The organism is Rheinheimera sp. (assembly GCF_030824435.1).
In the GTDB taxonomy this organism is placed as follows: domain Bacteria; phylum Pseudomonadota; class Gammaproteobacteria; order Enterobacterales; family Alteromonadaceae; genus Pararheinheimera.
Genome location: NZ_JAVBXS010000100.1, coordinates 34,779 through 54,403 on the forward strand (window position 1 = coordinate 34,779; position 19,625 = coordinate 54,403).

The following is a 19,625-nucleotide window of genomic DNA, read 5'->3' on the forward strand; positions in this document are numbered from 1 at the left end:
AAGAGTTTTTATTGTGTTTCCGTTCAGCCTGCGGCTAAAGCAGAGCGCACCAGCATAGTTAAAATTGCGGCGCAGCCCAGCACCCAAACCGCAGAGCGTAAATAAGCTTTATCCAGCCAATACAACAGCACAAACAGCAGCCGGCAAATCAGATAAGCCACCGCCAGTTGTTGCATCAAAACATCTGTGTTGCCGCTCGCCACACAAGCAATAAAAGCCGCCAGATACAGCTGCAAGGCTTCAAAACTATTGTGATGCGCCGCATTGGCGCGCTGGCCCAAACCTTCTAATTTGGCCTGTTGCGCCCGAGGATTATGGTAGTCATAACCACCCAGTTTTTTTTGCGCCTGAATAACCGGAATACGCGCCAGATAAATCACCAGCACCAGGGAAAAAGCCACCCAAATCAACACTGTCATTTAGCGCTCTCCCCTTTCGGCTGGCAAACAAAGGCCAGTTTTTGCTGATTGGCGCTGATACTAAAACGGCTGACACTGCCGTTGCAGCTTTTACTTAAATCCAGCCAGACTTGCCAGCTGTTTGTACCAGGTTGCCAGCTGTAAATGCTGTTGCCGGCCGACACCAGCAAGGTATCGCTGTTGTACCAACGCAAATCCTGCCCGGTTTCCGGCAATAACAGCTGTTTGGATTTTAGGGTTTTGCTGTTAGTTTCAAACCAACTTAATGACAATCTATCCCCATGCTTTTCGGTGAAATAAGCTTCCTTACTATCAGGGCGCCATGCCAGGGAGCGACCAATATTTTTTGCCAGCGTCTGCATTTCACCTTTGCTGCTGCGATAAGCAATCTGATGGTCAGCTTCGTCTTTGCCCAGAATAAATAACAATAAATCAGCATCAGGGCCCCAGGCGTGATAACCCACGTCTTTTGGCTCGGCAAACAAAGCTTTGGCCTCGCCTTGCGCCGGAATACGCCATAGCCGCTGTGTGCCATCGGCTTCCACCACTACAGCAGAAAGCGCACCGTCCGGCAAAACAGTGGGTGAAAATTCACTCAGTGGTGTAGCACGATACAGGCCGGACTCACCGCTTTTAATATTCAGACTGGCAATATCCATTTGGCTTTGCTCAGCGTTTTTTTGCTCTGAGGTCCAGTATAAAAACCGGCCATCGTGACTAAAAGCCGGCTGGTTCTGGTAACCGGTTTTGTGATTGACCTTTTTTATATTACTGATTTTTTGCTGATGTAAATCAGCCAGATAAAGATCGAACTCTGGAGAGGCCGTTTGCGCCTGAACAAAATTAACCACAGCTATCGTACTGATAAAAAGCGTATTTTTAAAAACAGCCATCAAGGTCCTTCCCTAACAAATGTTGTGGCAGCTTCATCTGCTCACCACAAAAGCGGTTGCGAAGTTTTCACTTTATCCTTTATGGTAAGGCCAAGGCAAATGAGGTCAGAGAAGTTATGTCAGAACGCAATCCGATTATTGCCGTCACAGGTTCCAGTGGCGCAGGCACCAGTACCACGACCAATTCTTTTTCGCATATTTTCAGAAGCTTAGGCATTGATGCAGCCATGGTGGAAGGTGACTGTTTTCATAAATTCAGCCGCCCTGAAATGGACGTTGCTATTAGAAAAGCCAAAGAACAAGGCAAATACATCAGCTATTTTGGTGCCGAAGCCAATGATTTTGGCGCGCTGGAAAACTGTTTTGCCAGTTATGCCGAACATGGCATGGCCAAAATTCGCCGTTATCTGCACACTTTTGATGAAGCTGTGCCTTATAACCAGCTGCCCGGCACTTTTACGCCATGGCAGGAGTTACGCCCAGACACCGATTTGTTGTTTTATGAAGGCCTGCATGGTGGTGTGGTTACCGACCACCATAACGTGGCGCAGCATGTGGATTTACTGATTGGCATGGTGCCTATCGTCAACCTGGAGTGGATCCAGAAAATTATCCGCGACACCTCCGAGCGTGGTCACTCGCGTGAAGCGGTACAAGCTAGCATAGTGCGCAGCATGGATGATTACATCAACCACATCACACCGCAGTTTTCCCGTACTCATATTAACTTTCAACGCGTGCCGACGGTGGACACCTCTAACCCTTTTAGCGCCAAAGACATTCCGTCTTTGGATGAAAGTTTTGTGGTGATCCGCTTTCGCGGCATTAAACACGTGGATTTCCCTTATTACCTGCAAATGATCAACGGCTCATTTATGTCGCGGGTGAATACGCTGGTGGTGCCGGGCGGTAAAATGGGTTTGGCAATGGAGCTGATTTTAACGCCGCTGATAGAAGAGCTGATGCTCAAACGCCGTCAGGCACGTGGGCAGGTGAACTGGCTCGAGTGAGGTGGTTTGAGTCTAGTGGCTTGGATCATCCAATAAAAAAACCGCATGCAGCGGTTTTTTTATTTGGCAAAGTATTTATCAACACATCAGTTCATATCGGGCAGATTACGGCCGTAAAAAATTTCCCGCATTTCGCGTTTTACTTTTTTGCTGATGTCTTTTTGTTCGTCACTGCTGAGCGATTCTGCACCAGCACCAAACAAATAGTTATTTAAATCAAAGTCTTTGAGCATCATTTTGGTGTGAAACAGGTTTTCCTGATACACATTCACATCCACCATCTGGAAGGCATTTTTAGTTGGTGCATCCATAAAGTTCTGAATCGAATGAATCGGATGGTCGATGTAATGTTTGACACCATGCACATCACGGGTAAAACCACGCACTCTGTAATCGATGGTGACAATGTCAGATTCAAAACTGTGGATCAGGTAATTCAGCGCTTTGAGGGGTGAAATCACACCACAGGTCGACACTTCGATGTCGGCGCGGAAAGTACAGATGCCGCCATGCGGATGATGTTCAGGGTAAGTGTGCACACAGATATGGCTTTTATCCAGATGCGCCACTATGGCGTCCGGCAGCGGCCCTGGTTGTTCTGAATTATCGTTTTTGGCGTCTTCAGGTTTTTCAATGGGTTCTTCACACACCAGAATGGTCACGCTGGCACCTTGTGGATCATAATCCTGGCGCGCCACATTCAGAATATTGGCACCAATAATATCAACAACTTCACTAAGGATATCGGTCAGACGGTCAGCGTTATATTGCTCGTCGATATACGAAATATATTCCTGCCTGTCCTGTTCAGTCGGGGCATAACAAATATCGTAAATGCTGAAACTTAAGCTTTTGGTTAAATTGTTAAAGCCATGCAGCTTCAATTTTTCAAAAGGTTTTACCACGGTATAAATTCTCCACTGCCGGTGTCAGACACCAGCAGTATAGTGTAAACAAACTTTCTTCAGCTTTGTGGCTGAACTTCAGAAGGATGTACGCTAAACGAATGGGTCACTTCCATAGCCTGCTGCAGCATAATAGACACTGAGCAGTATTTTTCAGCCGACAGGTTTACGGCACGTTCCACGTGTTTTTCGCTGACATCAAAACCTGTGACTTCAAAATGCAGGTGAATTTTGCTAAATACCCGCGGAATAGTGTCAACCCGCTCGCCTGTGAGTACCACACGGCAATTGGTGACCTGTTGTTTGGCTTTTTGCAAAATGCTGACCACATCCACCGACGAACAGGCGCCAGCCGACATTAACAACATTTCCATTGGAGTGGGTGCTACGCCGGAATCTTTATTGGAATCAAACACCACTGCATGACCAGTGCCGGAACGACCTATAAAATTACTGTCGCCCGCCCAACTGACTGTTGCTTGTAATTGGTTATCGCCTGCCATTTTGTTGCTCCATCAAAAATCAGGCAGTTATTCTACGAAAAATGCGCCGGGCAAGCCAGCCAATGCAGGTCGATTTACCGGATTAATCCATCAGGTGGGCAATAGCGGTGTCAAACAGGTTTTTAATCAGCAGCGCAACTTCATTAATTAATTCAATCTGTTCTTCAGTGGCAGGCCTGTTAAGCACAGACGCAAGCACTTCCTGGAAGTCGTACATAATACCGTCAACTTCGCGGATAATCTGGCTACGGTGAATGGTTTCAAGCTCAGTGTGCTGAGTGCAAAGCTGAATAATTTGTTCGGCAATACTTTCTTCAATAATCACACCCAGGGTTTTGCCGTCTGCCGTGGCAGTACCAGCCTGTTCGAACAAGGCTAAATGCTCAGTTAAAAACTGGATCAGGTGTTCATAACCGGGTTTGTCTGTGACCATGGTAAAAACCAAAAAACCGAAGTATGGAAAGAGTAGTCAAATCTGCCACAGAACGCGAAGCAGCGTAAAGCACTGAACGAAAATATTTTTATTGGCTTCGTCAGGGATCGGCCGGGGTTCTGGTTGCACGCTGCAACAACAGATCCATCCGCCACAACACAAAAAATAAAGGGGCATTCACTGCCCCTGCTCTGCTGCATCTGGTCTCTGATGGTTAAAACTTCAGCCCAGGTGATAACTGTGCTGGCATTTCCAAACTGGCCATTTCGACTGAAGCCACCGGATAAGCACAATAATCAGCCGCATAATAAGCGCTGGCTCTGTGATTGCCACTGCCACCTATACCACCAAAAGGCGCCGCTGAACTGGCGCCTGTGATAGGCCGGTTCCAGTTGACAATACCGGCCCTGATACGGCGGAAAAAACGCTGATATAAAGCTTGGTTATCTGAAAGCAATCCAGCCGACAAACCAAAGCTGGTGTTGTTCGCCTGACGAATGGCGTCGTCGAAGTCACTGAATCTGAACACTTTCAGCAGTGGCCCAAAATGCTCTTCATCCGGCAAAGCAGCAGCCGTTGTGCATTCGATAATGCCAGGTGTTAACAAACCGGTGCCTTCCGCCAATAACTGCATAGGTAACAACACTTTAGCACCAAGCTCCACCAGCTGTTTTTCCACTGCCAGCATGCCAAGCGCTACTTTGTTGGAGATCATAGCGCCGATAAATGGCTGATTTTCATCATCATATAAACCAACCTTAAGATTGGCAGTGACTTCCAGCAAACGCGCCAGAACAGCGTCGCCTTGTGCGCCTGTTGGCAAATACAAACGGCGGGCACAGGTACAACGCTGACCGGCAGAGATAAAAGCCGACTGAATAATGTCATGAACAGCGGCGTCTATATCGGCAACATCCTGCACTATCAGTGGGTTATTGCCGCCCATTTCCAAAGCCAGAATTTTATCCGGCCGGCCGGAAAATTGTTGATGCAAAAAATGACCGGTGCGTGAACTGCCGGTAAAAAACAAACCATCCAACTCCTGATGTGCGGCAACTGCTTTACCTGTTGCCACTTCACCTTGCAGTAAATTTAATACACCGGCTGGTAAACCCGCTTCTTGCCATAACTTCACTGTGGCTTCGGCTACTTTTGGCGTCATTTCACTAGGTTTAAACACCACAGTGTTACCCGCCAGCAAAGCCGGCACTATATGACCATTGGGTAAGTGCCCCGGGAAATTATAAGGGCCAAACACCGCAACAACACCATGCGGTTTATGCCGGATAAAAGCCCGGCCTTGTGGCATCGGGTTTTCTTTTTCTCCGGTGCGCTCCTGATAAGCGCGGATGGAAATATCAATTTTGCCAATCATGGCAGCTACTTCAGTGCGGGTTTCCCACAAAGGTTTGCCGGTTTCTTCGGCAATAGTGAAAGCCAATGCTTCTTTGTGCTCTGTGAGTTTGGCGGCAAAGTTTTTCACTACTTCGCAGCGCTGTGCAAAAGATAAATCGGCCCAGGGCTCAAAAGCCGCACGTGCCGCCTGAAAAGCCGCGTCTACCTGAACTTCTGTTGCGGCCTGGCCTTGCCAGATTTGCTGGTTTTTTGCAGGATCCAAAGAGACAAAAAGCTGACCCTGGCCCTGTTGCCACTGGCCGTTGATAAAATGAGTTGTCATGCTGAAAATTCCAATTGTTACTTGCGCTTATAACCGGGCTAACCGCACCCAATCGCCGTCCTGAACCTGTAAGCCTTCGGCAATATCCAGTGGCAAATTCACTTCTTCACTGGTTTCATTCACATGCAAATGTGCCCAGCCAGCGCGGAAATTCATCCGGTCGGTATTACAAATCAGATAAGGCTGACCACCGCTGACATCTTTCACCCGCACCTGCAAACGACGGCTATTGCGCGCAGTGCGGATATGCTCGAGCTTGGCTTCCACTGTTGGACCAGCGTCAAAAATATCAACATAACCTGTGGTGGAAAAACCTTCGGAATGCAATAAAGCTAAAGCTGGTTTGGTTTTTTCATGCACCTGACCAATCACAGCCTGAGCACTTTTACTGAGCAAACTGACATAGATGGGGTATTTGGGCATCAGTTCGGCAATAAACACTTTTTGGCCTATGCCGGTCAGGTAATCTGCGGTTGGAAAGTCCACTGAAAAAAAGTGCTCTTCCAGCCATTGCCAGAATGGCGAATTACCTTTTTCGTCTGACACACCACGCATTTCGGCAATAACACGGTCGGCAAAACGCTGACGAAATTCCGCCATAAACAAAAAGCGAAACCGCGACAACAACTTGCCATTGTGTTTTAAACGGCGGTTTTCCCGAAGGAACAAAGTGCAAAGTTCAGTAGCGCCTGTGTAGTCATTACAAAGCGTCAGAATATCAACAGTGTTGTAAACACCCAGCGCTCTGGAGGTATGCACCACCTTACCCAGATGATAATGGTAAAACGCATCATCCAGGCCAACAGCGGCTTCTATCGCACTGGTACCGCAGATATGGCCGGTTTCAGTGTCTTCCAGCACAAACAAATAACCTTCATCTCCTGGTTTGCTGATTTCTTTGGCAAATGAACTTTCAGAGCGGTTAATTTTGCGTTGTAACAGCTCATCATTGACAGGCAAAGAGGTAAAACCGTGGCCGGACTCCACTGCCATCTCATAGAGGGCAGGATAATCAGCGGCGCGGATTGGGCGAATAATCATCATCGTCGCTTACTCCAATTGGGTGGCAGGTGCTTCACGCCTGCCAGTTTTTTTGCTTTATGTACGCTGTGTTGCCTGATGGCGAATGCCACAGCTGCTTCTTTTTTATTTTGACCTGCTGTTACTGCAGCTCAGGGTTTCGCTATTTTGCTAAGCCCGGACAACACATTAGTGCCTGCCAGATACAGGCACAACTGTGTCTTAACCTTGTACTACTTTGGCAACAGCCCGTTCAAAACGTGCCATACCTTCAATAATGTCGGCATCCGGGATCACCAGACTTGGTGCAAAACGCACCACGTCATAACCGGCCATCAGCACAAATAAACCTTGTTCGGCGCTCGCCAGCAGGAAATCACGCGAGCGGCCTTTAAACTTTTCACTCAGTGCTGCCCCCAATAACATGCCCTGGCCGCGCACTTCGCTAAATACGTCATATTTGGCGTTAATACGCGAAAGCTCAGCGCGAAACAGCGCTTCTTTGGCTACAACTGCAGCCAACACCTGGGGTGTATTGATGGTATCAAGTGCAGCTTCAGCTACAGCACAAGCCAGCGGGTTACCGCCATAAGTAGAACCGTGGGTGCCTACTTTTAAATGGGCGGCAATAGCAGTGGTGGTCAGCATAGCGCCGATAGGGAAACCACCACCAAGCGACTTGGCGCTGGTCAGAATGTCGGGTGTGACGCCATATTGCATATAAGCGTATAAATGACCGGTGCGGCCCACCCCGGTTTGTACCTCATCAAAAATCAGCAGTGCATTGTGTTTGTCACAAAGCTCGCGCACACCTTGAATAAATTCCGCAGTTGCCGGAATAATACCGCCTTCACCCTGGATAGGCTCCATGATCACGGCGCAGGTATTGTCTGAAATCAGCGCTTTTAAGCTGTCCAGATTATTGTATTCGGCATGGTAAACAGCACCTGGCTTAGGACCAAAACCGTCAGAATAAGCAGCCTGGCCGCCCACTGTCACAGTAAAAAAAGTACGGCCGTGGAAACTTTTACCAAAAGAAATAATGTCTTGTTTTTGCTCGCCATGCAGATCTAAAGCCCAGCGGCGTGCCAGTTTTAATGCACCTTCGTTCGCTTCAGCACCAGAGTTGGCAAAATACACTTTTTCAGCAAAGGTGCTGTCGACCAGTTTTTTTGCCAGACGCAGCGCTGGCTCGTTGGTCATCACATTGCTTAAATGCCAGAGTTTATTGGCCTGAGTAGTGAGTGCATTGACCAAAGCCGGATGGCAATGGCCTAAACAATTCACCGCTATACCACCGGCAAAATCAACATACTCTTTGTCTTGTTGATCCCACACGCGTGAACCCAGACCACGCACCGGGATCAGGTTGGCTGGGGCATAGTTTGGCACCATTACTTCATCAAATAAGGCACGGGTCACTGCAAATGTTTCAGACATTATCTTCTCCTGGGCGTGGGTTCTGGCCGGGCGCCACAGGCCCGGCACTGCAACAGCAAAGGCCATATCAGCCGCTGTTTTTTTGTTCAGATTGACATTTATTATTGCAGATTAAAAATTGAAAGTCTTGAGTGAAAATGGCTAAAACCCAAGAAAATCAAGGGCTGCAGATAGATTTGCAGTTCAGATGAATAACTAAGCAGAAGCTTGGATCTGGCTGGGTGCTCCAGCCTTGTTAGCATGCAACAGGCAAGCTTGCCTTAAAACGGCCCGCTTGCTGCTGCATGAATATGGTAAAAAAAATTCGGTTTTATTCAATACTGAGCTTATCCAGTCGGGTATTTTTTAATATTTCCAGATAATCCGGCCGTAATTGCACTTCCTGACGCCACAATAAGTCTTCAGCTTCAGACAACTGCCGGGTCCGGCGTAACCATTGTGCCTGAGCAAAATAATCAGCCTGTTGCAGTAATTTGGCCAAAGGCCCGGCGCCCTGAAAACCAACACCTTCGGCCAGTTGGTCCAAAGTTTGCCCCAGCGGCATCCTTTTTAACTGCCACTTCGACACTAAATCAGCACTGATAAAAGCTGCAAACTCGGTAAAACAACTGGTAAGGAAACTGGCGTCAGCACTCAAGCTGTCCAGAGCGTCAGTCAGCTCGGTATCACGTTCATGTCTGGCTTTGAGCAATGCATCCTGTTTTACCTGAGTATAAGTACGCAGGTAAGTGCGGGTGACTACTAAATAACCCAGACTCTGAAATAACCCAGTGCAAAAGGCGACAAAAGCATTATCACCACTTTCTTCCGCCAGTCGTTTGGCTGCCATAGCAACCGCCATGCTGTATTCCCAGATATTACTTTTAAAGCGGGTAAAAGGATCGGTAGAATGCGGCAGGCAACGTTTCAATGCAAAAAGCGGAATAATTTGTTTCAGGCTTTCAATACCAAACATGCCTAACGCTACTTTCAGCTCTTTGACAAAAGAAGTGGCCACCTTTTTGCGGTATTGCGGCTGATTGGCCAGCTTCAGTAAATCTTCTTTTAGCCATTCAACAGGATTGATCAAGGCTTCCAGCTGACTGAGGGTGACCGCTTTGGCGCTGAGCGCATCCAGCACCGCAGGGAAACCATCTGCCAGATTAAAGACAGTGCTTGCCACTGTTTCGAACTTGCTGAGTTTTAAAAACAGCTCTTCTGCCACCTGATCATGCAAATGCGCCTGAGTAAATTCCAGAAATTGTTGTTTGGCCACAACACCGGCTTGCCGGCTTTGCATAGCCTGCTGCTCTACTGCCAGCAAAGTGCGTTTATCCTGGGCCCCGGCAACTTGTTGTTGGCCGCGCTTTACACCAAAACGGGTTTGCTCAGGGTTCACTTCAAGAATGCAATCAAAAAAACGCTGTTGTAACACTACTGCAATAGACATGCTGTTTCAGGCTTCCAAAATCAAATAACAGGCCAGTGTGCAATCCGGTCGGAGGGCTGTCAACAAAGAGTCGTTTAGCGGCGGGTTATTGCTAAAAAATTCGCCAAAAGCTGGTGTCCTTGTTCTGTCAAAATAGCTTCAGGGTGAAACTGCACTGAATGCAGCGGTAAACTAAGGTGCATCATACCCATAATTTCATCCATTTGACCTTCGGCAGTTTGGGTCCAGGCTGTAACCACAAAATCATCGGATAAGGTATCAGCGGCAACCACCAAAGAATGATAACGGGTCACACTCAAAGGGTTATTTAAACCCTGGAACACCGACAAATTATTGTGTTGAATCAAAGAGTTTTTACCATGCATCACTTCTCTGGCACGCACCACCCTGGCCCCAAAAGCCTGAGCTATGGCCTGATGACCCAAACAAACCCCTAATATTGGAATTTTACCGGCAAAATGTTGAATCGCCTCAAGCGAAATGCCGGCTTCGTTGGGTGTACAAGGGCCTGGTGAAATCACCAAAAACTCAGGTGCCAGAGTGGTTATTTCAGCCAGCGAAATATCGTCATTACGCCGCACCACAACGTCCTGCCCCAGCTCAGCAAAATATTGCACCAGGTTGTAGGTAAAAGAGTCGTAATTGTCGATCATCAATAACATGCAATAAACCTTCAGCGCATAGCAGTATTAAAGCGGCGGCAGTTGTGTCATAGGCCAGCGTGGTGTGACGCCTATGGTTAAATCCTGTTGTTGACCCGCTGCAAGACGCTGATAACCGGCATAAGCAATCATGGCGCCGTTGTCGGTGCAGAATTCTTTTCGCGGATAATACACTTCACCTTTCAGGCTTTTTAACAGCTGCTCCAGCTGTTCACGCAGCGACTGATTGGCACTGACGCCGCCAGCCACCACCAGTCGTTTCAGGCCGGTTTCTTTTAAAGCACGGCGACATTTGAACACTAAAGTATCAACAACGGCCTGCTGAAATGAAGCTGCGATATCAGCCTGCACTGCCGGACTATTGCCTTCGCTGGCAATCACATTGGCCGCTGCGGTTTTTAAACCGCTAAAACTAAAATCAAGACCTGGTCTGTCGGTCATAGGGCGTGGGAACTTGTATTTAGCGCCATCCCCCTGCAGGGCAAGTTTGGCAAGTAAAGGGCCACCCGGATAATCCAGCCCCATCAATTTGGCTGTTTTATCAAAGGCTTCGCCTGCAGCGTCATCAACAGACTCACCCAGTAGCTCATACAAACCAATGCCATCCACTTTCACCAACTGGGTATGGCCACCAGAAACCAACAAGGCAATAAAAGGAAAAGCCGGCGGATTGGCTTCCAGCATAGGCGCTAATAAATGCCCTTCCATATGATGCACTGCAAGTGCAGGTTTACCCCAGGCAAAAGCCAGACTGCGGCCAATAGCAGCGCCAACCAATAAAGCGCCGGCAAGGCCAGGGCCGGCTGTATAAGCAACAGCGTCAATGCTGTCTGCGGTACAATTGGCTTCATTCAGCGCTTGTTGGATCAGGGGCAAAGTTTTACGGATATGGTCCCTTGATGCCAGTTCCGGCACCACACCACCATATTGCGCATGCAGTTCAATCTGACTGTACAAAACATGACTTAATAAGCCTTTTTCGCCGTCATAAACCGCAATAGCTGTCTCGTCACAGGAAGTTTCAATCCCAAGAACCCGCATTTTTTTGCCCCATTAATCATCTCGAAGCCGCGGATTGTAACGGGATCTGGCAGACAGAGCCAGCAAAGCATATATTTGCTTTACTTTGGGTCAGGCTTTTGAGTAAAATGCCGCACCAAATTTAAACGTATTGGTTAGCCGCTGACCAGAACGCGGTATCCAGATAAACCGAGGTGAGATTTTAATGCCTGTAGTGAAAGTAAAAGAAAACGAACCATTTGACGTTGCTTTACGTCGTTTCAAACGTTCTTGCGAAAAAGCTGGTGTATTAGCTGACGTACGCGCCAAAGAATTTTTCGAGAAGCCAACTTGGGTTCGTAAACGTAAGAAAGCTGCTGCTGTTAAGCGCCACATGAAAAAGCTTTCTCGCGAAAACGCACGTCGCATCAAGCTTTATTAAGATCGGACTCCTCAGATGGCTCTGTTAGAGCAACTTCAGGAAGCACAAAAAGACGCAATGCGTGCCAAAGACAAATTGCGTCTGAATACTATCCGTATGGCACTGGCTGAAGTTAAACAACGCCAGATCGACTTACAGATGATTCCTGATGATGCCAACGTTCTTGCAGTTCTGACTAAAATGTCAAAACAACGCAAAGAATCAGCAACTCAATATACTGCCGGTGGCAGACCTGATCTTGCTGAAACAGAGCTAGCTGAAATTGCGATTATTGAGCAGTTTTTACCGCAAGCCTTATCTCAGGCTGAGCTGAATGATTTACTGACGCAGGCAGTGGCCGCGACAGGAGCCAGCTCAATGCAAGACATGGCCAAAGTGATGGCATGGCTGAAACCTCAGGTTCAGGGTCGCACCGATATGGGCGCTTTGAGCGGTTTGGTTAAAAGCAAGCTGAACTAACCGCCTGAAACAACGGTAACCGCTGTTAAACTGCACACCGTGCCTAGCGCACGGTTTGTCTTTTTCTGAAATGAGCATTTTAAGCAAAAGGAAAAAGGTGGCAGGACAAATCCCAAGGCCCTTTATCGACGATTTGTTGGCAAGAACCGACATTGTTGAATTAATAGATTTACGGGTGCCGTTAAAAAAAGCCGGTAAAAATTATACCGCTTGTTGCCCTTTCCATAGTGAAAAATCACCTTCTTTTACGGTGAGTGCCGACAAACAGTTTTATCACTGTTTTGGTTGCGGCGCCCACGGCAATGCCATCAGTTTTATGATGGCCTTTGAACAGCTCGAATTTGTTGAAGCTATTGAAGAGCTTGCAAAAATACATCATCTGGAAGTACCGCGTGAAGCAGGTCACAAAGGCAAAACCTATGTGCAGGGCAGCGCTGACGATTACAGCCAGATGCAAAAAGCAACACAGATTTACCAGCAGCAACTAAAACTGCATCCACAAGCCGCTGCTTATGTTGCCAAACGTGGTTTATCAGCAGAGACCGTCAACAAATACGGTATTGGTTATGCACCTGAAAGCTGGGATTTATTATTAAAACAACTGGGCCAGGGTAAAACCAACCGCGATCAGTTGTTTGAGCTGAAACTGACCAACCGCAATGAAAACGGCCGCGAATATGATTTTTTCCGTGACCGTATTATGTTCCCTATCCGCGACAAACGCGGCAGGGTCATTGCTTTTGGCGGCCGGGTATTGGGTGACGGCACCCCCAAATATCTGAACTCACCGGAAACCCGGTTGTTTCACAAAGGCCGTGAACTTTATGGTTTGTATGAAGCCAGACAAAATCAGGACCGGCTTGAACAATTGCTGGTGGTTGAAGGTTATATGGATGTGGTGGCGCTTTCTGAACACGGCATCCATTTTGCGGTTGCTTGTCTTGGCACAGCCACCACTTCTGAACATATGCAAACCATGTTCAGATTCTGCGGCAAAGTGATTTGTTGTTATGACGGTGACAGAGCAGGCCGTGACGCCGCATGGCGTGCGTTACAAAGTGCCTTGCCGAATTTAAAAGACGGCGTGGAACTGAATTTTGTATTTTTACCCGATGGCGAAGACCCGGACACTTTAGTGCAAAAAGAAGGCAAAGATGCCTTTTTGGCCAGGCTTAGCGACGCTATGCCATTGAGCAATTACCTGTTTGAGCATTTATTGCAGGAGCTGGACGTCAACAGCGATGCTGGTAAATCAGCCCTTTGGGCTAAAGCCAATGAGATGATAGCGCTGATCCCCAGTGAATTTTACCGTGACAGCCTGCTGGAGCGTTTAGCCAATCTGGTTGGCCGAAAACGTCCGGATCAACAAATAAGTGCCGGTAAAAACCGCAAAACAGCGGCAGTGGTACAAAGCACCAAAATTACACCAATGCGTCGTGCTATCGCTTTGTTATTGCAGTACCCGTCGCTTGCACAAGTGATGCCGGTGGCGCCCGAACTGGCGCAGGCGAATATGCCGGGAATGCCTTTGTTAATGGCAATCCAACAACATTTATTGGAAAAACCCCAGTTAACCACAGCTCAGCTGCTGGAATACTGGCGTGAGTTACCTGAGTACAACATTCTGAGCAAACTTGCACTTTGGGACCATCAGGTTGCCGAAGAGCAGTTAACCCAGGAGTTTTTAGATACGTTTCGTTCTATCGAAGATCAATATTTGCAACAGCGCCTTGAATCATTACAACGCAAGGACCAATTAAGCAAATTAACGGTGGCCGAAAAACACGAATACGTGATGCTGTTAAAAGCTTTTAAGAGCAAATAACTGCGGATGAGCGCTCTTAGCTGGCTAGAAAAGCCGCGCTTTGTTATAATCGTTTATTCGCATTTTTGAAATTTAACTATATTTGGGTGGAAGAACAGCCTCTATGGAGCATAATCCTCAGTCGCAATTAAAACTCCTTATCTTAAAAGGTAAAGAGCAAGGTTATTTAACTTTTGCCGAAGTAAACGATCACCTTCCACAAGATATCATCGACTCTGATCAGATCGAAGATATTATCCGCATGATTAACGACATGGGTATTCAGGTGTTTGAAACCGCACCTGATGCTGACGATTTAATTATGTCTGATGCTGCGCCGGATGAAGACGCCGCGGAAGAAGCTGCACAAGCACTGGTTAGCGTCGACAAAGAACTGGGCCGCACTACAGATCCGGTCCGGATGTATATGCGCGAAATGGGTACAGTAGAGCTGCTCACCCGTGAAGGCGAAATTGACATCGCCAAGCGTATCGAAGAAGGCATTAACCAGGTTCAGACTTCAGTGGCTGAATACCCGGAAGCCATCACTTACCTGCTGGAACAGTGGGATAAATTCGAAGCCGAAGAAATTCGTTTAAGTGACATCGTTTCTGCTTTTGTTGATCCAAACGAAGTAGACGACATGGCACCAACAGCCACGCATATCGGTTCTGACGTTCCGGAAGAAGAGCTGGCTGATGAAGACGCCGATTTAACCGGCGACGACGAAGAAGAAGACGGTGAAGAAGAAGCGGACACTGGTCCGGATCCTGAACTTGCCAAAATTAAATTTGGTGAACTGCGTACTCAATACGAAGTGACCCGTAATTCAATTACCCAGAATGGCCGCGAACACGCGACCACCAAAGCTGAAATTGAAAAACTGTCTGAAGTTTTTCGTTGTTTCCGCTTAGTGCCAAAACAATTTGATCGTCTGGTCAAAAACATGCGTGAAATGATGGACCGCGTGCGCGTCCAGGAACGTATTGTGATGAAGCACTGTGTTGAATACGCCAAAATGCCTAAGAAAAACTTCTTAAAAGCATTTACCGGTAACGAAAACAGCAGCGCCTGGATTGACGCAGAAATTGCCGGCAACAAACCATATTCGCCAAAACTGGCTGATATGCGCGAAGAGCTGGTGCGTTCAACCGACAAATTACGCAAAATTGAAGAAGAAACTGGCTTGTCCATTTTCAAAATCAAAGATATTAACCGTCGCATGTCGATTGGCGAAGCCAAAGCCCGCCGTGCGAAAAAAGAGATGGTGGAAGCCAACTTACGTCTGGTTATTTCTATTGCGAAAAAATACACCAATCGTGGTTTGCAATTCCTTGATTTGATTCAGGAAGGCAACATCGGTTTGATGAAAGCTGTAGATAAATTTGAATACCGTCGTGGTTATAAGTTTTCAACTTACGCCACCTGGTGGATCCGTCAGGCCATCACCCGTTCAATCGCCGACCAGGCACGCACCATCCGGATTCCGGTGCATATGATTGAAACCATCAACAAGCTGAACCGTATTTCACGGCAAATGCTGCAGGAGATGGGACGTGAACCTTCGCCGGAAGAATTATCTGAGCGTATGGGCATGCCGGAAGACAAAATTCGTAAAGTGCTGAAAATCGCCAAAGAGCCAATTTCGATGGAAACCCCAATTGGTGACGACGAAGATTCGCATCTGGGCGATTTTATCGAAGACAGTGGTTCAGAATCACCACTGGATTCAGCGACGATGGAAAGCTTAAAAGCCGCTACCAACGAAGTGCTGGCAGGCCTGACCGCCCGCGAAGCCAAAGTTCTGCGCATGCGTTTTGGTATTGATATGAATACCGACCATACGCTGGAAGAAGTGGGTAAACAATTTGACGTAACGCGTGAGCGTATTCGTCAGATTGAAGCCAAAGCGCTGCGCAAGCTGCGCCACCCTTCCCGTTCAGAAGTGTTAAAAAGCTTCCTGGACGAATAAACTTTATAACCAGCACGCTGTTATCGCCGCTTAATGTGGTGCTAGCAAAATTAAAAAAGCGCCTTTGGGCGCTTTTTTAATTCAGGATGAGTCAGGAACCTAGTCATCCGGAAAATTCTGTACAAAGCTTATGTTACTTCCTCTGTACAAGACAAATTAGCAATGCGTTTAAAAAACAAGCAATTGAAACGCTAAAGCCCATCACAGCAAGTGACAAGAGTACAAAATCTTCTTATACTGCCTGCGTTTTATTGCATGCCGCTTTCGCAGCTGCTTCCAGACATGGCCCTATAGCTCAGTTGGTTAGAGCATCCGACTCATAATCGGCAGGTCCCTGGTTCAAGTCCAGGTGGGGCCACCATTTTATTCTCCTTCTGGTTTTAACCTCAGTTTTAGTTTTTTGCATTTGTCAGCAGACTTTTGCTACACGCTGAAAACAAAACATCAAGTGCCGCCACACCCAAAAACATTTCACAAACAGCGACACTCTGAAGCCACTATTATTGATCTTTGCTTTCACCAAAGGGCTTGTAATCGGTTTGTTTTATCACGGGATTGGTATTACTTTCTGCAATCACTGACCCAGTCACATCGGTATGCAGGTAAATGACAGTGCTGAGCGGCACCACACTAAATTCAGCACTGATCAGACAATCATTGCTAATAGTTGCCGTGGTGTATTGCGAACCTGACTGAATGCCGTTACAACCACTCACTTTAAGCAGTGTGGCCCCTGGAGCAGCGGTGAAGGTAAACACGGCTTTCTGACCGGCAATAACTTTTGCTTCCGTAGGCGTCACAGTGCCGGATCCCACAATACTGGTGCTGACCAGATAACTGCCGCCAGTTAATAGCTGAGTGTTACTTAATGCTGAAAATGCCGAACAACCAAAGCTATTACAGGCTTTGACCCGGAATTGATAACTTTTGCCAGCTATCCCACTGCGCTGCACAAGGCTAACATCCGCTGCATTTTGTACACCCAGCGAAATATTGTTTTCAAAGAGTTCATATTGATAAGAACTTGCCGCATAAAGCGCAGTCCAGCTTAACTGCAGCTGCAGCATATTGGCACTAAGTACCGGCGTGGCAGGTATAGCCGGAATTGCCGTTGCAGCCGGAGCTGTCACCACAACACTGGCCGGAGAATAAGCGGAACAACCGGCATTATTGCAGGCTTTTAATAAAAACTGATATTTTCTGCCTGCCCGGGTTGCATGAAGGTAGCGGGTGACATTACCAACAATCACCTCGCCTGTTGCAACCCCGCCTTCATAAGGCTCGACTTTGTAATAGCTGCTGAAACTAACAGCCTGCCAGCTCAGTTCTATCTGAGTTCCAGCGAGCTTAGCCAAGGGGGCTGCCGGTCTGGCCGGCACCTGAGATACAGTCACAACATTACTGGCTGGCGAATAAGCAGAACAACCCGAACTGTTACAAGCTTTGATTAAAAACTGGTAGCTACTGCCATCAGCGACATTATGGCGATACAAAGTGGTATTACCCAGCTTCTGTTGACCTGTTGCTGTCCCATTTTGATAAGGCTCAACCAGATAATAACTGGCAGCTGCCACAGCTCCCCAGGTTAAATCCAGATAACTACCTTTTAAAGTTGCCAGCGGCGCAGCTGGTCTTGCCGGCTGCTGTGGCACTGTCACCAGATTACTGGCTGTTGAATAAGCAGAGCAGCCCGAGGTATTACAGGCCTTCAGCAAAAACTGATAACTATGCCCGATAGTGACATTACGTTGATATAAAGTTGTGTTGCCAACATTCAACTGGCCGGTCGGCAAAGTATTCACATAAGGCTCTACCAGATAATAACTGGCTGCCGCTACCTGGCTCCATTTTAAATCCAGATACAGGCCGGGCAGACTGACAACGGGTGCTGCAGGTTTAGCAGGAACCAAAGGTACATTCACCAGATTACTTGCCGCGGAATAAGCAGAACAGCCTGTGGCATCACAGGCTTTCAGTAAAAACTGATACTGCTGCCCCGGCAATACATTCAGCTGATATAAGCTGGTTTGGCCAACATTAACCTGACCTGTTGGAACCCCACCACGGTATGGTTCCACCAGATAATAACTGGCGCCGGCAACCTGCGACCAGGTTAAATCTATATAAAGGCCTGGCAAGCTGGCTTTGGGCGCCGCTGGTGTTGCCGGCGCCGCCAGCAAAACCGCCGGAACCCATAAAAACATACATAACAACAGCATTTTGGCATGATTTAACATAACAACCTCCTTGTTGTATTGGGCTGCAGTCATGGCATAGCCAAAGCTATACCTGCAGTGATCTGAACATAACGCAGAAATCGATAATTACAATTAATTTACATTTATTAGTTCAAATATTCACATTTAGCCGTAACCAAACAGCAAGCACCACAAGCCAGACTGCCGGATGCAGCCGCTTCGGCCTTTCTGCTATGGGTTGTTTATTTTGGCAACAAGGGCTATCAGGAGAGCAGGTGTGAATTGGCAAAAAAAAGAGCTCCAAAAGGAGCTCAAAATAACAGGAACATAACCCAGGACAACAAAAGTGGCACAGCGCACTGTACTGGCATTGATCATGCACTTTGATGCTGACATTTTTATGGCGTTTTGGTGACATAAATAAGAAAAAGCGCCATCAAGGCGCTGGACTCAGAAGTTTTGTCTTAATCAGCCGGCATTTTTAGCTGTTGTTGATACCAAAGGCTGCTATCCGACAACGGGGTTTCCGGCGGTAATAACGGGTTTTTCAGTTCAATAACCCGGCGTTGTGCCAGCCGGGCTTTTTTTATTGCATCCCCATAACGCTGCTGAAATAACAGTTCAAACTGACCATTTTTACGCAACATCTGCAGCCCGCGTTCCACGTCCGCAGCCAGCTGCTTTTCGGTTTTATTAAAGAAAAAATACACTGCAGAGGGATAATGCATCACCAACTCAGGTTCAACCACAAAACGCTCTCTGGCTTTTTGCTGCTCCTGCTCAATTTCAATCACCGAACGCGGAAAAGCACTGGCTCTGTGGCGTGCCAACATATCAAACAGCTGCTCCGGATGAGGTGCCGTTAATACTTTTAACTGATTAAACCGCAGAATTTGTGTATCTGGCCAGTCGTGGCCCTGCAAAAAACTGAGCCGCCTGAGCCCCTTCAAACTGTCAACACCTTCAGCAATATCGGCCTGATCTGCTGCTAACAACAATAAACGCCAACCATTCAGGCCCTTATCCAGCGGAATGCGCACCGGCAACAGCTGTTTTTCCCTTTCAATGGACGTCATGCTCCAATACACATCTACATTGCCAAGTTCAATTTCTTTCAGGACCCGGCTTTGCACCATATCAAGGTTGGCTGGTTTTAATTGATAGTTGCCACCGCTGGCTTTCAGCGCCGCTGTTAATAATTTAAAAGGATACATCTGCGCTGTTTGTTCGGCAGATATTAACGGACTGCCATAAACCACCACACGGGCCGGATTAGGCTTAGCCTCTGCTGCTTTGCTGGCAAAGCCGCTTAGCATCAACAACAGCACAACAGCAGATAACAAGGTTCTCATTCCTTTG

At 47.4% G+C, this 19,625-nt stretch carries 18 protein-coding genes and 1 tRNA gene; 6 read left to right on the plus strand and 13 right to left on the minus strand.

The genetic code is table 11. From position 1 onward, the window contains the following. Nucleotides 1-23: 23 nt before the first annotated feature. The gene (locus RCH83_RS16585; protein WP_306523899.1) at nucleotides 24-419 is read right to left on the minus strand and encodes an MAPEG family protein; all 396 of its coding nucleotides are present in this window, start codon (nucleotides 417-419) and stop codon (nucleotides 24-26) included. Then, on the minus strand, nucleotides 416-1,312 hold the full coding sequence (locus RCH83_RS16590) for a hypothetical protein (RefSeq protein ID WP_306523900.1): 897 nt from the start codon (nucleotides 1,310-1,312) through the stop codon (nucleotides 416-418). Before RCH83_RS16590 ends, RCH83_RS16585 begins: the two co-directional genes overlap by 4 nt. A 116-nt stretch (nucleotides 1,313-1,428) precedes the next feature. Here RCH83_RS16590 and RCH83_RS16595 point away from each other — a divergent pair, with 116 nt between their 5' ends. Beyond that, entirely contained in the window at nucleotides 1,429-2,322 is an 894-nt protein-coding gene (locus RCH83_RS16595; protein WP_306523901.1) for a phosphoribulokinase, read from the plus strand. Nucleotides 2,323-2,408: 86 nt separating this feature from the next. Here the strand turns inward: RCH83_RS16595 and speD are convergent, their stop codons facing one another. From speD to tsaD, 9 genes are all read right to left on the minus strand, one after another. Beyond that, a complete protein-coding gene (gene speD, locus RCH83_RS16600; RefSeq protein WP_306523902.1) occupies nucleotides 2,409-3,227 on the minus strand; it encodes an adenosylmethionine decarboxylase in 819 nt (272 codons plus the stop codon). Between the two features lie 59 nt (nucleotides 3,228-3,286). Further along, on the minus strand, nucleotides 3,287-3,730 hold the full coding sequence (locus tag RCH83_RS16605; protein WP_306523903.1) for an OsmC family protein: 444 nt from the start codon (nucleotides 3,728-3,730) through the stop codon (nucleotides 3,287-3,289). A gap of 82 nt (nucleotides 3,731-3,812) precedes the next feature. Next, entirely contained in the window at nucleotides 3,813-4,163 is a 351-nt protein-coding gene (locus tag RCH83_RS16610; RefSeq protein ID WP_306523904.1) for a DUF3802 family protein, read from the minus strand. 214 nt (nucleotides 4,164-4,377) lie between these two features. Then, nucleotides 4,378-5,841, minus strand: a complete 1,464-nt coding sequence (gene astD, locus RCH83_RS16615; RefSeq protein WP_306523905.1) for a succinylglutamate-semialdehyde dehydrogenase — start codon at nucleotides 5,839-5,841, stop codon at nucleotides 4,378-4,380. A 27-nt stretch (nucleotides 5,842-5,868) separates the two neighbouring features. After that, nucleotides 5,869-6,885 (minus strand): arginine N-succinyltransferase, encoded by a 1,017-nt coding sequence (astA, locus tag RCH83_RS16620; protein WP_306523906.1) that lies wholly within the window; start codon nucleotides 6,883-6,885, stop codon nucleotides 5,869-5,871. A 198-nt stretch (nucleotides 6,886-7,083) separates the two neighbouring features. After that, the gene (locus RCH83_RS16625) at nucleotides 7,084-8,301 is read right to left on the minus strand and encodes an aspartate aminotransferase family protein (RefSeq protein ID WP_306523907.1); all 1,218 of its coding nucleotides are present in this window, start codon (nucleotides 8,299-8,301) and stop codon (nucleotides 7,084-7,086) included. Between the two features lie 310 nt (nucleotides 8,302-8,611). Beyond that, nucleotides 8,612-9,730, minus strand: coding sequence for an HDOD domain-containing protein (locus tag RCH83_RS16630; protein ID WP_306523908.1), 1,119 nt, complete (start codon nucleotides 9,728-9,730; stop codon nucleotides 8,612-8,614). 74 nt (nucleotides 9,731-9,804) lie between these two features. Continuing rightward, the gene (locus tag RCH83_RS16635) at nucleotides 9,805-10,392 is read right to left on the minus strand and encodes an aminodeoxychorismate/anthranilate synthase component II (protein ID WP_306523909.1); all 588 of its coding nucleotides are present in this window, start codon (nucleotides 10,390-10,392) and stop codon (nucleotides 9,805-9,807) included. A gap of 27 nt (nucleotides 10,393-10,419) precedes the next feature. Next, on the minus strand, nucleotides 10,420-11,433 hold the full coding sequence (tsaD, locus tag RCH83_RS16640; protein WP_306523910.1) for a tRNA (adenosine(37)-N6)-threonylcarbamoyltransferase complex transferase subunit TsaD: 1,014 nt from the start codon (nucleotides 11,431-11,433) through the stop codon (nucleotides 10,420-10,422). Nucleotides 11,434-11,617: 184 nt separating this feature from the next. Between tsaD and rpsU the strand changes: the two genes are divergently transcribed. The 5 genes from rpsU to RCH83_RS16665 all read left to right on the plus strand — a co-directional run bounded on the left by rpsU (nucleotide 11,618) and on the right by RCH83_RS16665 (nucleotide 16,429). Continuing rightward, nucleotides 11,618-11,833: a 30S ribosomal protein S21 gene (gene rpsU, locus RCH83_RS16645; protein ID WP_031567241.1), complete on the plus strand. Its 216-nt coding sequence runs from the start codon at nucleotides 11,618-11,620 to the stop codon at nucleotides 11,831-11,833. 15 nt (nucleotides 11,834-11,848) lie between these two features. After that, a complete protein-coding gene (locus RCH83_RS16650; protein WP_306523911.1) occupies nucleotides 11,849-12,292 on the plus strand; it encodes a GatB/YqeY domain-containing protein in 444 nt (147 codons plus the stop codon). Between the two features lie 97 nt (nucleotides 12,293-12,389). Beyond that, the gene (gene dnaG, locus RCH83_RS16655) at nucleotides 12,390-14,117 is read left to right on the plus strand and encodes a DNA primase (protein ID WP_306523912.1); all 1,728 of its coding nucleotides are present in this window, start codon (nucleotides 12,390-12,392) and stop codon (nucleotides 14,115-14,117) included. Between the two features lie 103 nt (nucleotides 14,118-14,220). Next, nucleotides 14,221-16,068, plus strand: coding sequence for an RNA polymerase sigma factor RpoD (rpoD, locus tag RCH83_RS16660; protein WP_306523913.1), 1,848 nt, complete (start codon nucleotides 14,221-14,223; stop codon nucleotides 16,066-16,068). Nucleotides 16,069-16,352: 284 nt separating this feature from the next. Then, nucleotides 16,353-16,429: transfer RNA gene (locus RCH83_RS16665), tRNA-Ile, on the plus strand. Between the two features lie 139 nt (nucleotides 16,430-16,568). Here the strand turns inward: RCH83_RS16665 and RCH83_RS16670 are convergent. Continuing rightward, complete coding sequence (locus tag RCH83_RS16670; protein WP_306523914.1) at nucleotides 16,569-18,305, minus strand: hypothetical protein; 1,737 nt, start codon at nucleotides 18,303-18,305, stop codon at nucleotides 16,569-16,571. A gap of 425 nt (nucleotides 18,306-18,730) precedes the next feature. Next, a complete protein-coding gene (locus tag RCH83_RS16675; protein WP_306523915.1) occupies nucleotides 18,731-19,618 on the minus strand; it encodes a transporter substrate-binding domain-containing protein in 888 nt (295 codons plus the stop codon). Nucleotides 19,619-19,625 lie beyond the last annotated feature (7 nt).

Bases quoted from the DNA above. Each gene is read 5' to 3' on its own strand.
- RCH83_RS16670 (WP_306523914.1), bottom strand. From the start codon at position 18,305: ATGTTAAATCATGCCAAAATGCTGTTGTTATGTATGTTTTTATGGGTT.
- RCH83_RS16610 (WP_306523904.1), bottom strand. From the start codon at position 4,163: ATGGTCACAGACAAACCCGGTTATGAACACCTGATCCAGTTTTTAACT.
- RCH83_RS16650 (WP_306523911.1), top strand. From the start codon at position 11,849: ATGGCTCTGTTAGAGCAACTTCAGGAAGCACAAAAAGACGCAATGCGT.
- RCH83_RS16625 (WP_306523907.1), bottom strand. From the start codon at position 8,301: ATGTCTGAAACATTTGCAGTGACCCGTGCCTTATTTGATGAAGTAATG.
- astD (WP_306523905.1), bottom strand. From the start codon at position 5,841: ATGACAACTCATTTTATCAACGGCCAGTGGCAACAGGGCCAGGGTCAG.
- RCH83_RS16635 (WP_306523909.1), bottom strand. From the start codon at position 10,392: ATGTTATTGATGATCGACAATTACGACTCTTTTACCTACAACCTGGTG.
- astA (WP_306523906.1), bottom strand. From the start codon at position 6,885: ATGATGATTATTCGCCCAATCCGCGCCGCTGATTATCCTGCCCTCTAT.
- RCH83_RS16675 (WP_306523915.1), bottom strand. From the start codon at position 19,618: ATGAGAACCTTGTTATCTGCTGTTGTGCTGTTGTTGATGCTAAGCGGC.
- RCH83_RS16630 (WP_306523908.1), bottom strand. From the start codon at position 9,730: ATGTCTATTGCAGTAGTGTTACAACAGCGTTTTTTTGATTGCATTCTT.
- RCH83_RS16585 (WP_306523899.1), bottom strand. From the start codon at position 419: ATGACAGTGTTGATTTGGGTGGCTTTTTCCCTGGTGCTGGTGATTTAT.
- tsaD (WP_306523910.1), bottom strand. From the start codon at position 11,433: ATGCGGGTTCTTGGGATTGAAACTTCCTGTGACGAGACAGCTATTGCG.
- RCH83_RS16605 (WP_306523903.1), bottom strand. From the start codon at position 3,730: ATGGCAGGCGATAACCAATTACAAGCAACAGTCAGTTGGGCGGGCGAC.
- rpoD (WP_306523913.1), top strand. From the start codon at position 14,221: ATGGAGCATAATCCTCAGTCGCAATTAAAACTCCTTATCTTAAAAGGT.
- RCH83_RS16595 (WP_306523901.1), top strand. From the start codon at position 1,429: ATGTCAGAACGCAATCCGATTATTGCCGTCACAGGTTCCAGTGGCGCA.
- rpsU (WP_031567241.1), top strand. From the start codon at position 11,618: ATGCCTGTAGTGAAAGTAAAAGAAAACGAACCATTTGACGTTGCTTTA.
- RCH83_RS16590 (WP_306523900.1), bottom strand. From the start codon at position 1,312: ATGGCTGTTTTTAAAAATACGCTTTTTATCAGTACGATAGCTGTGGTT.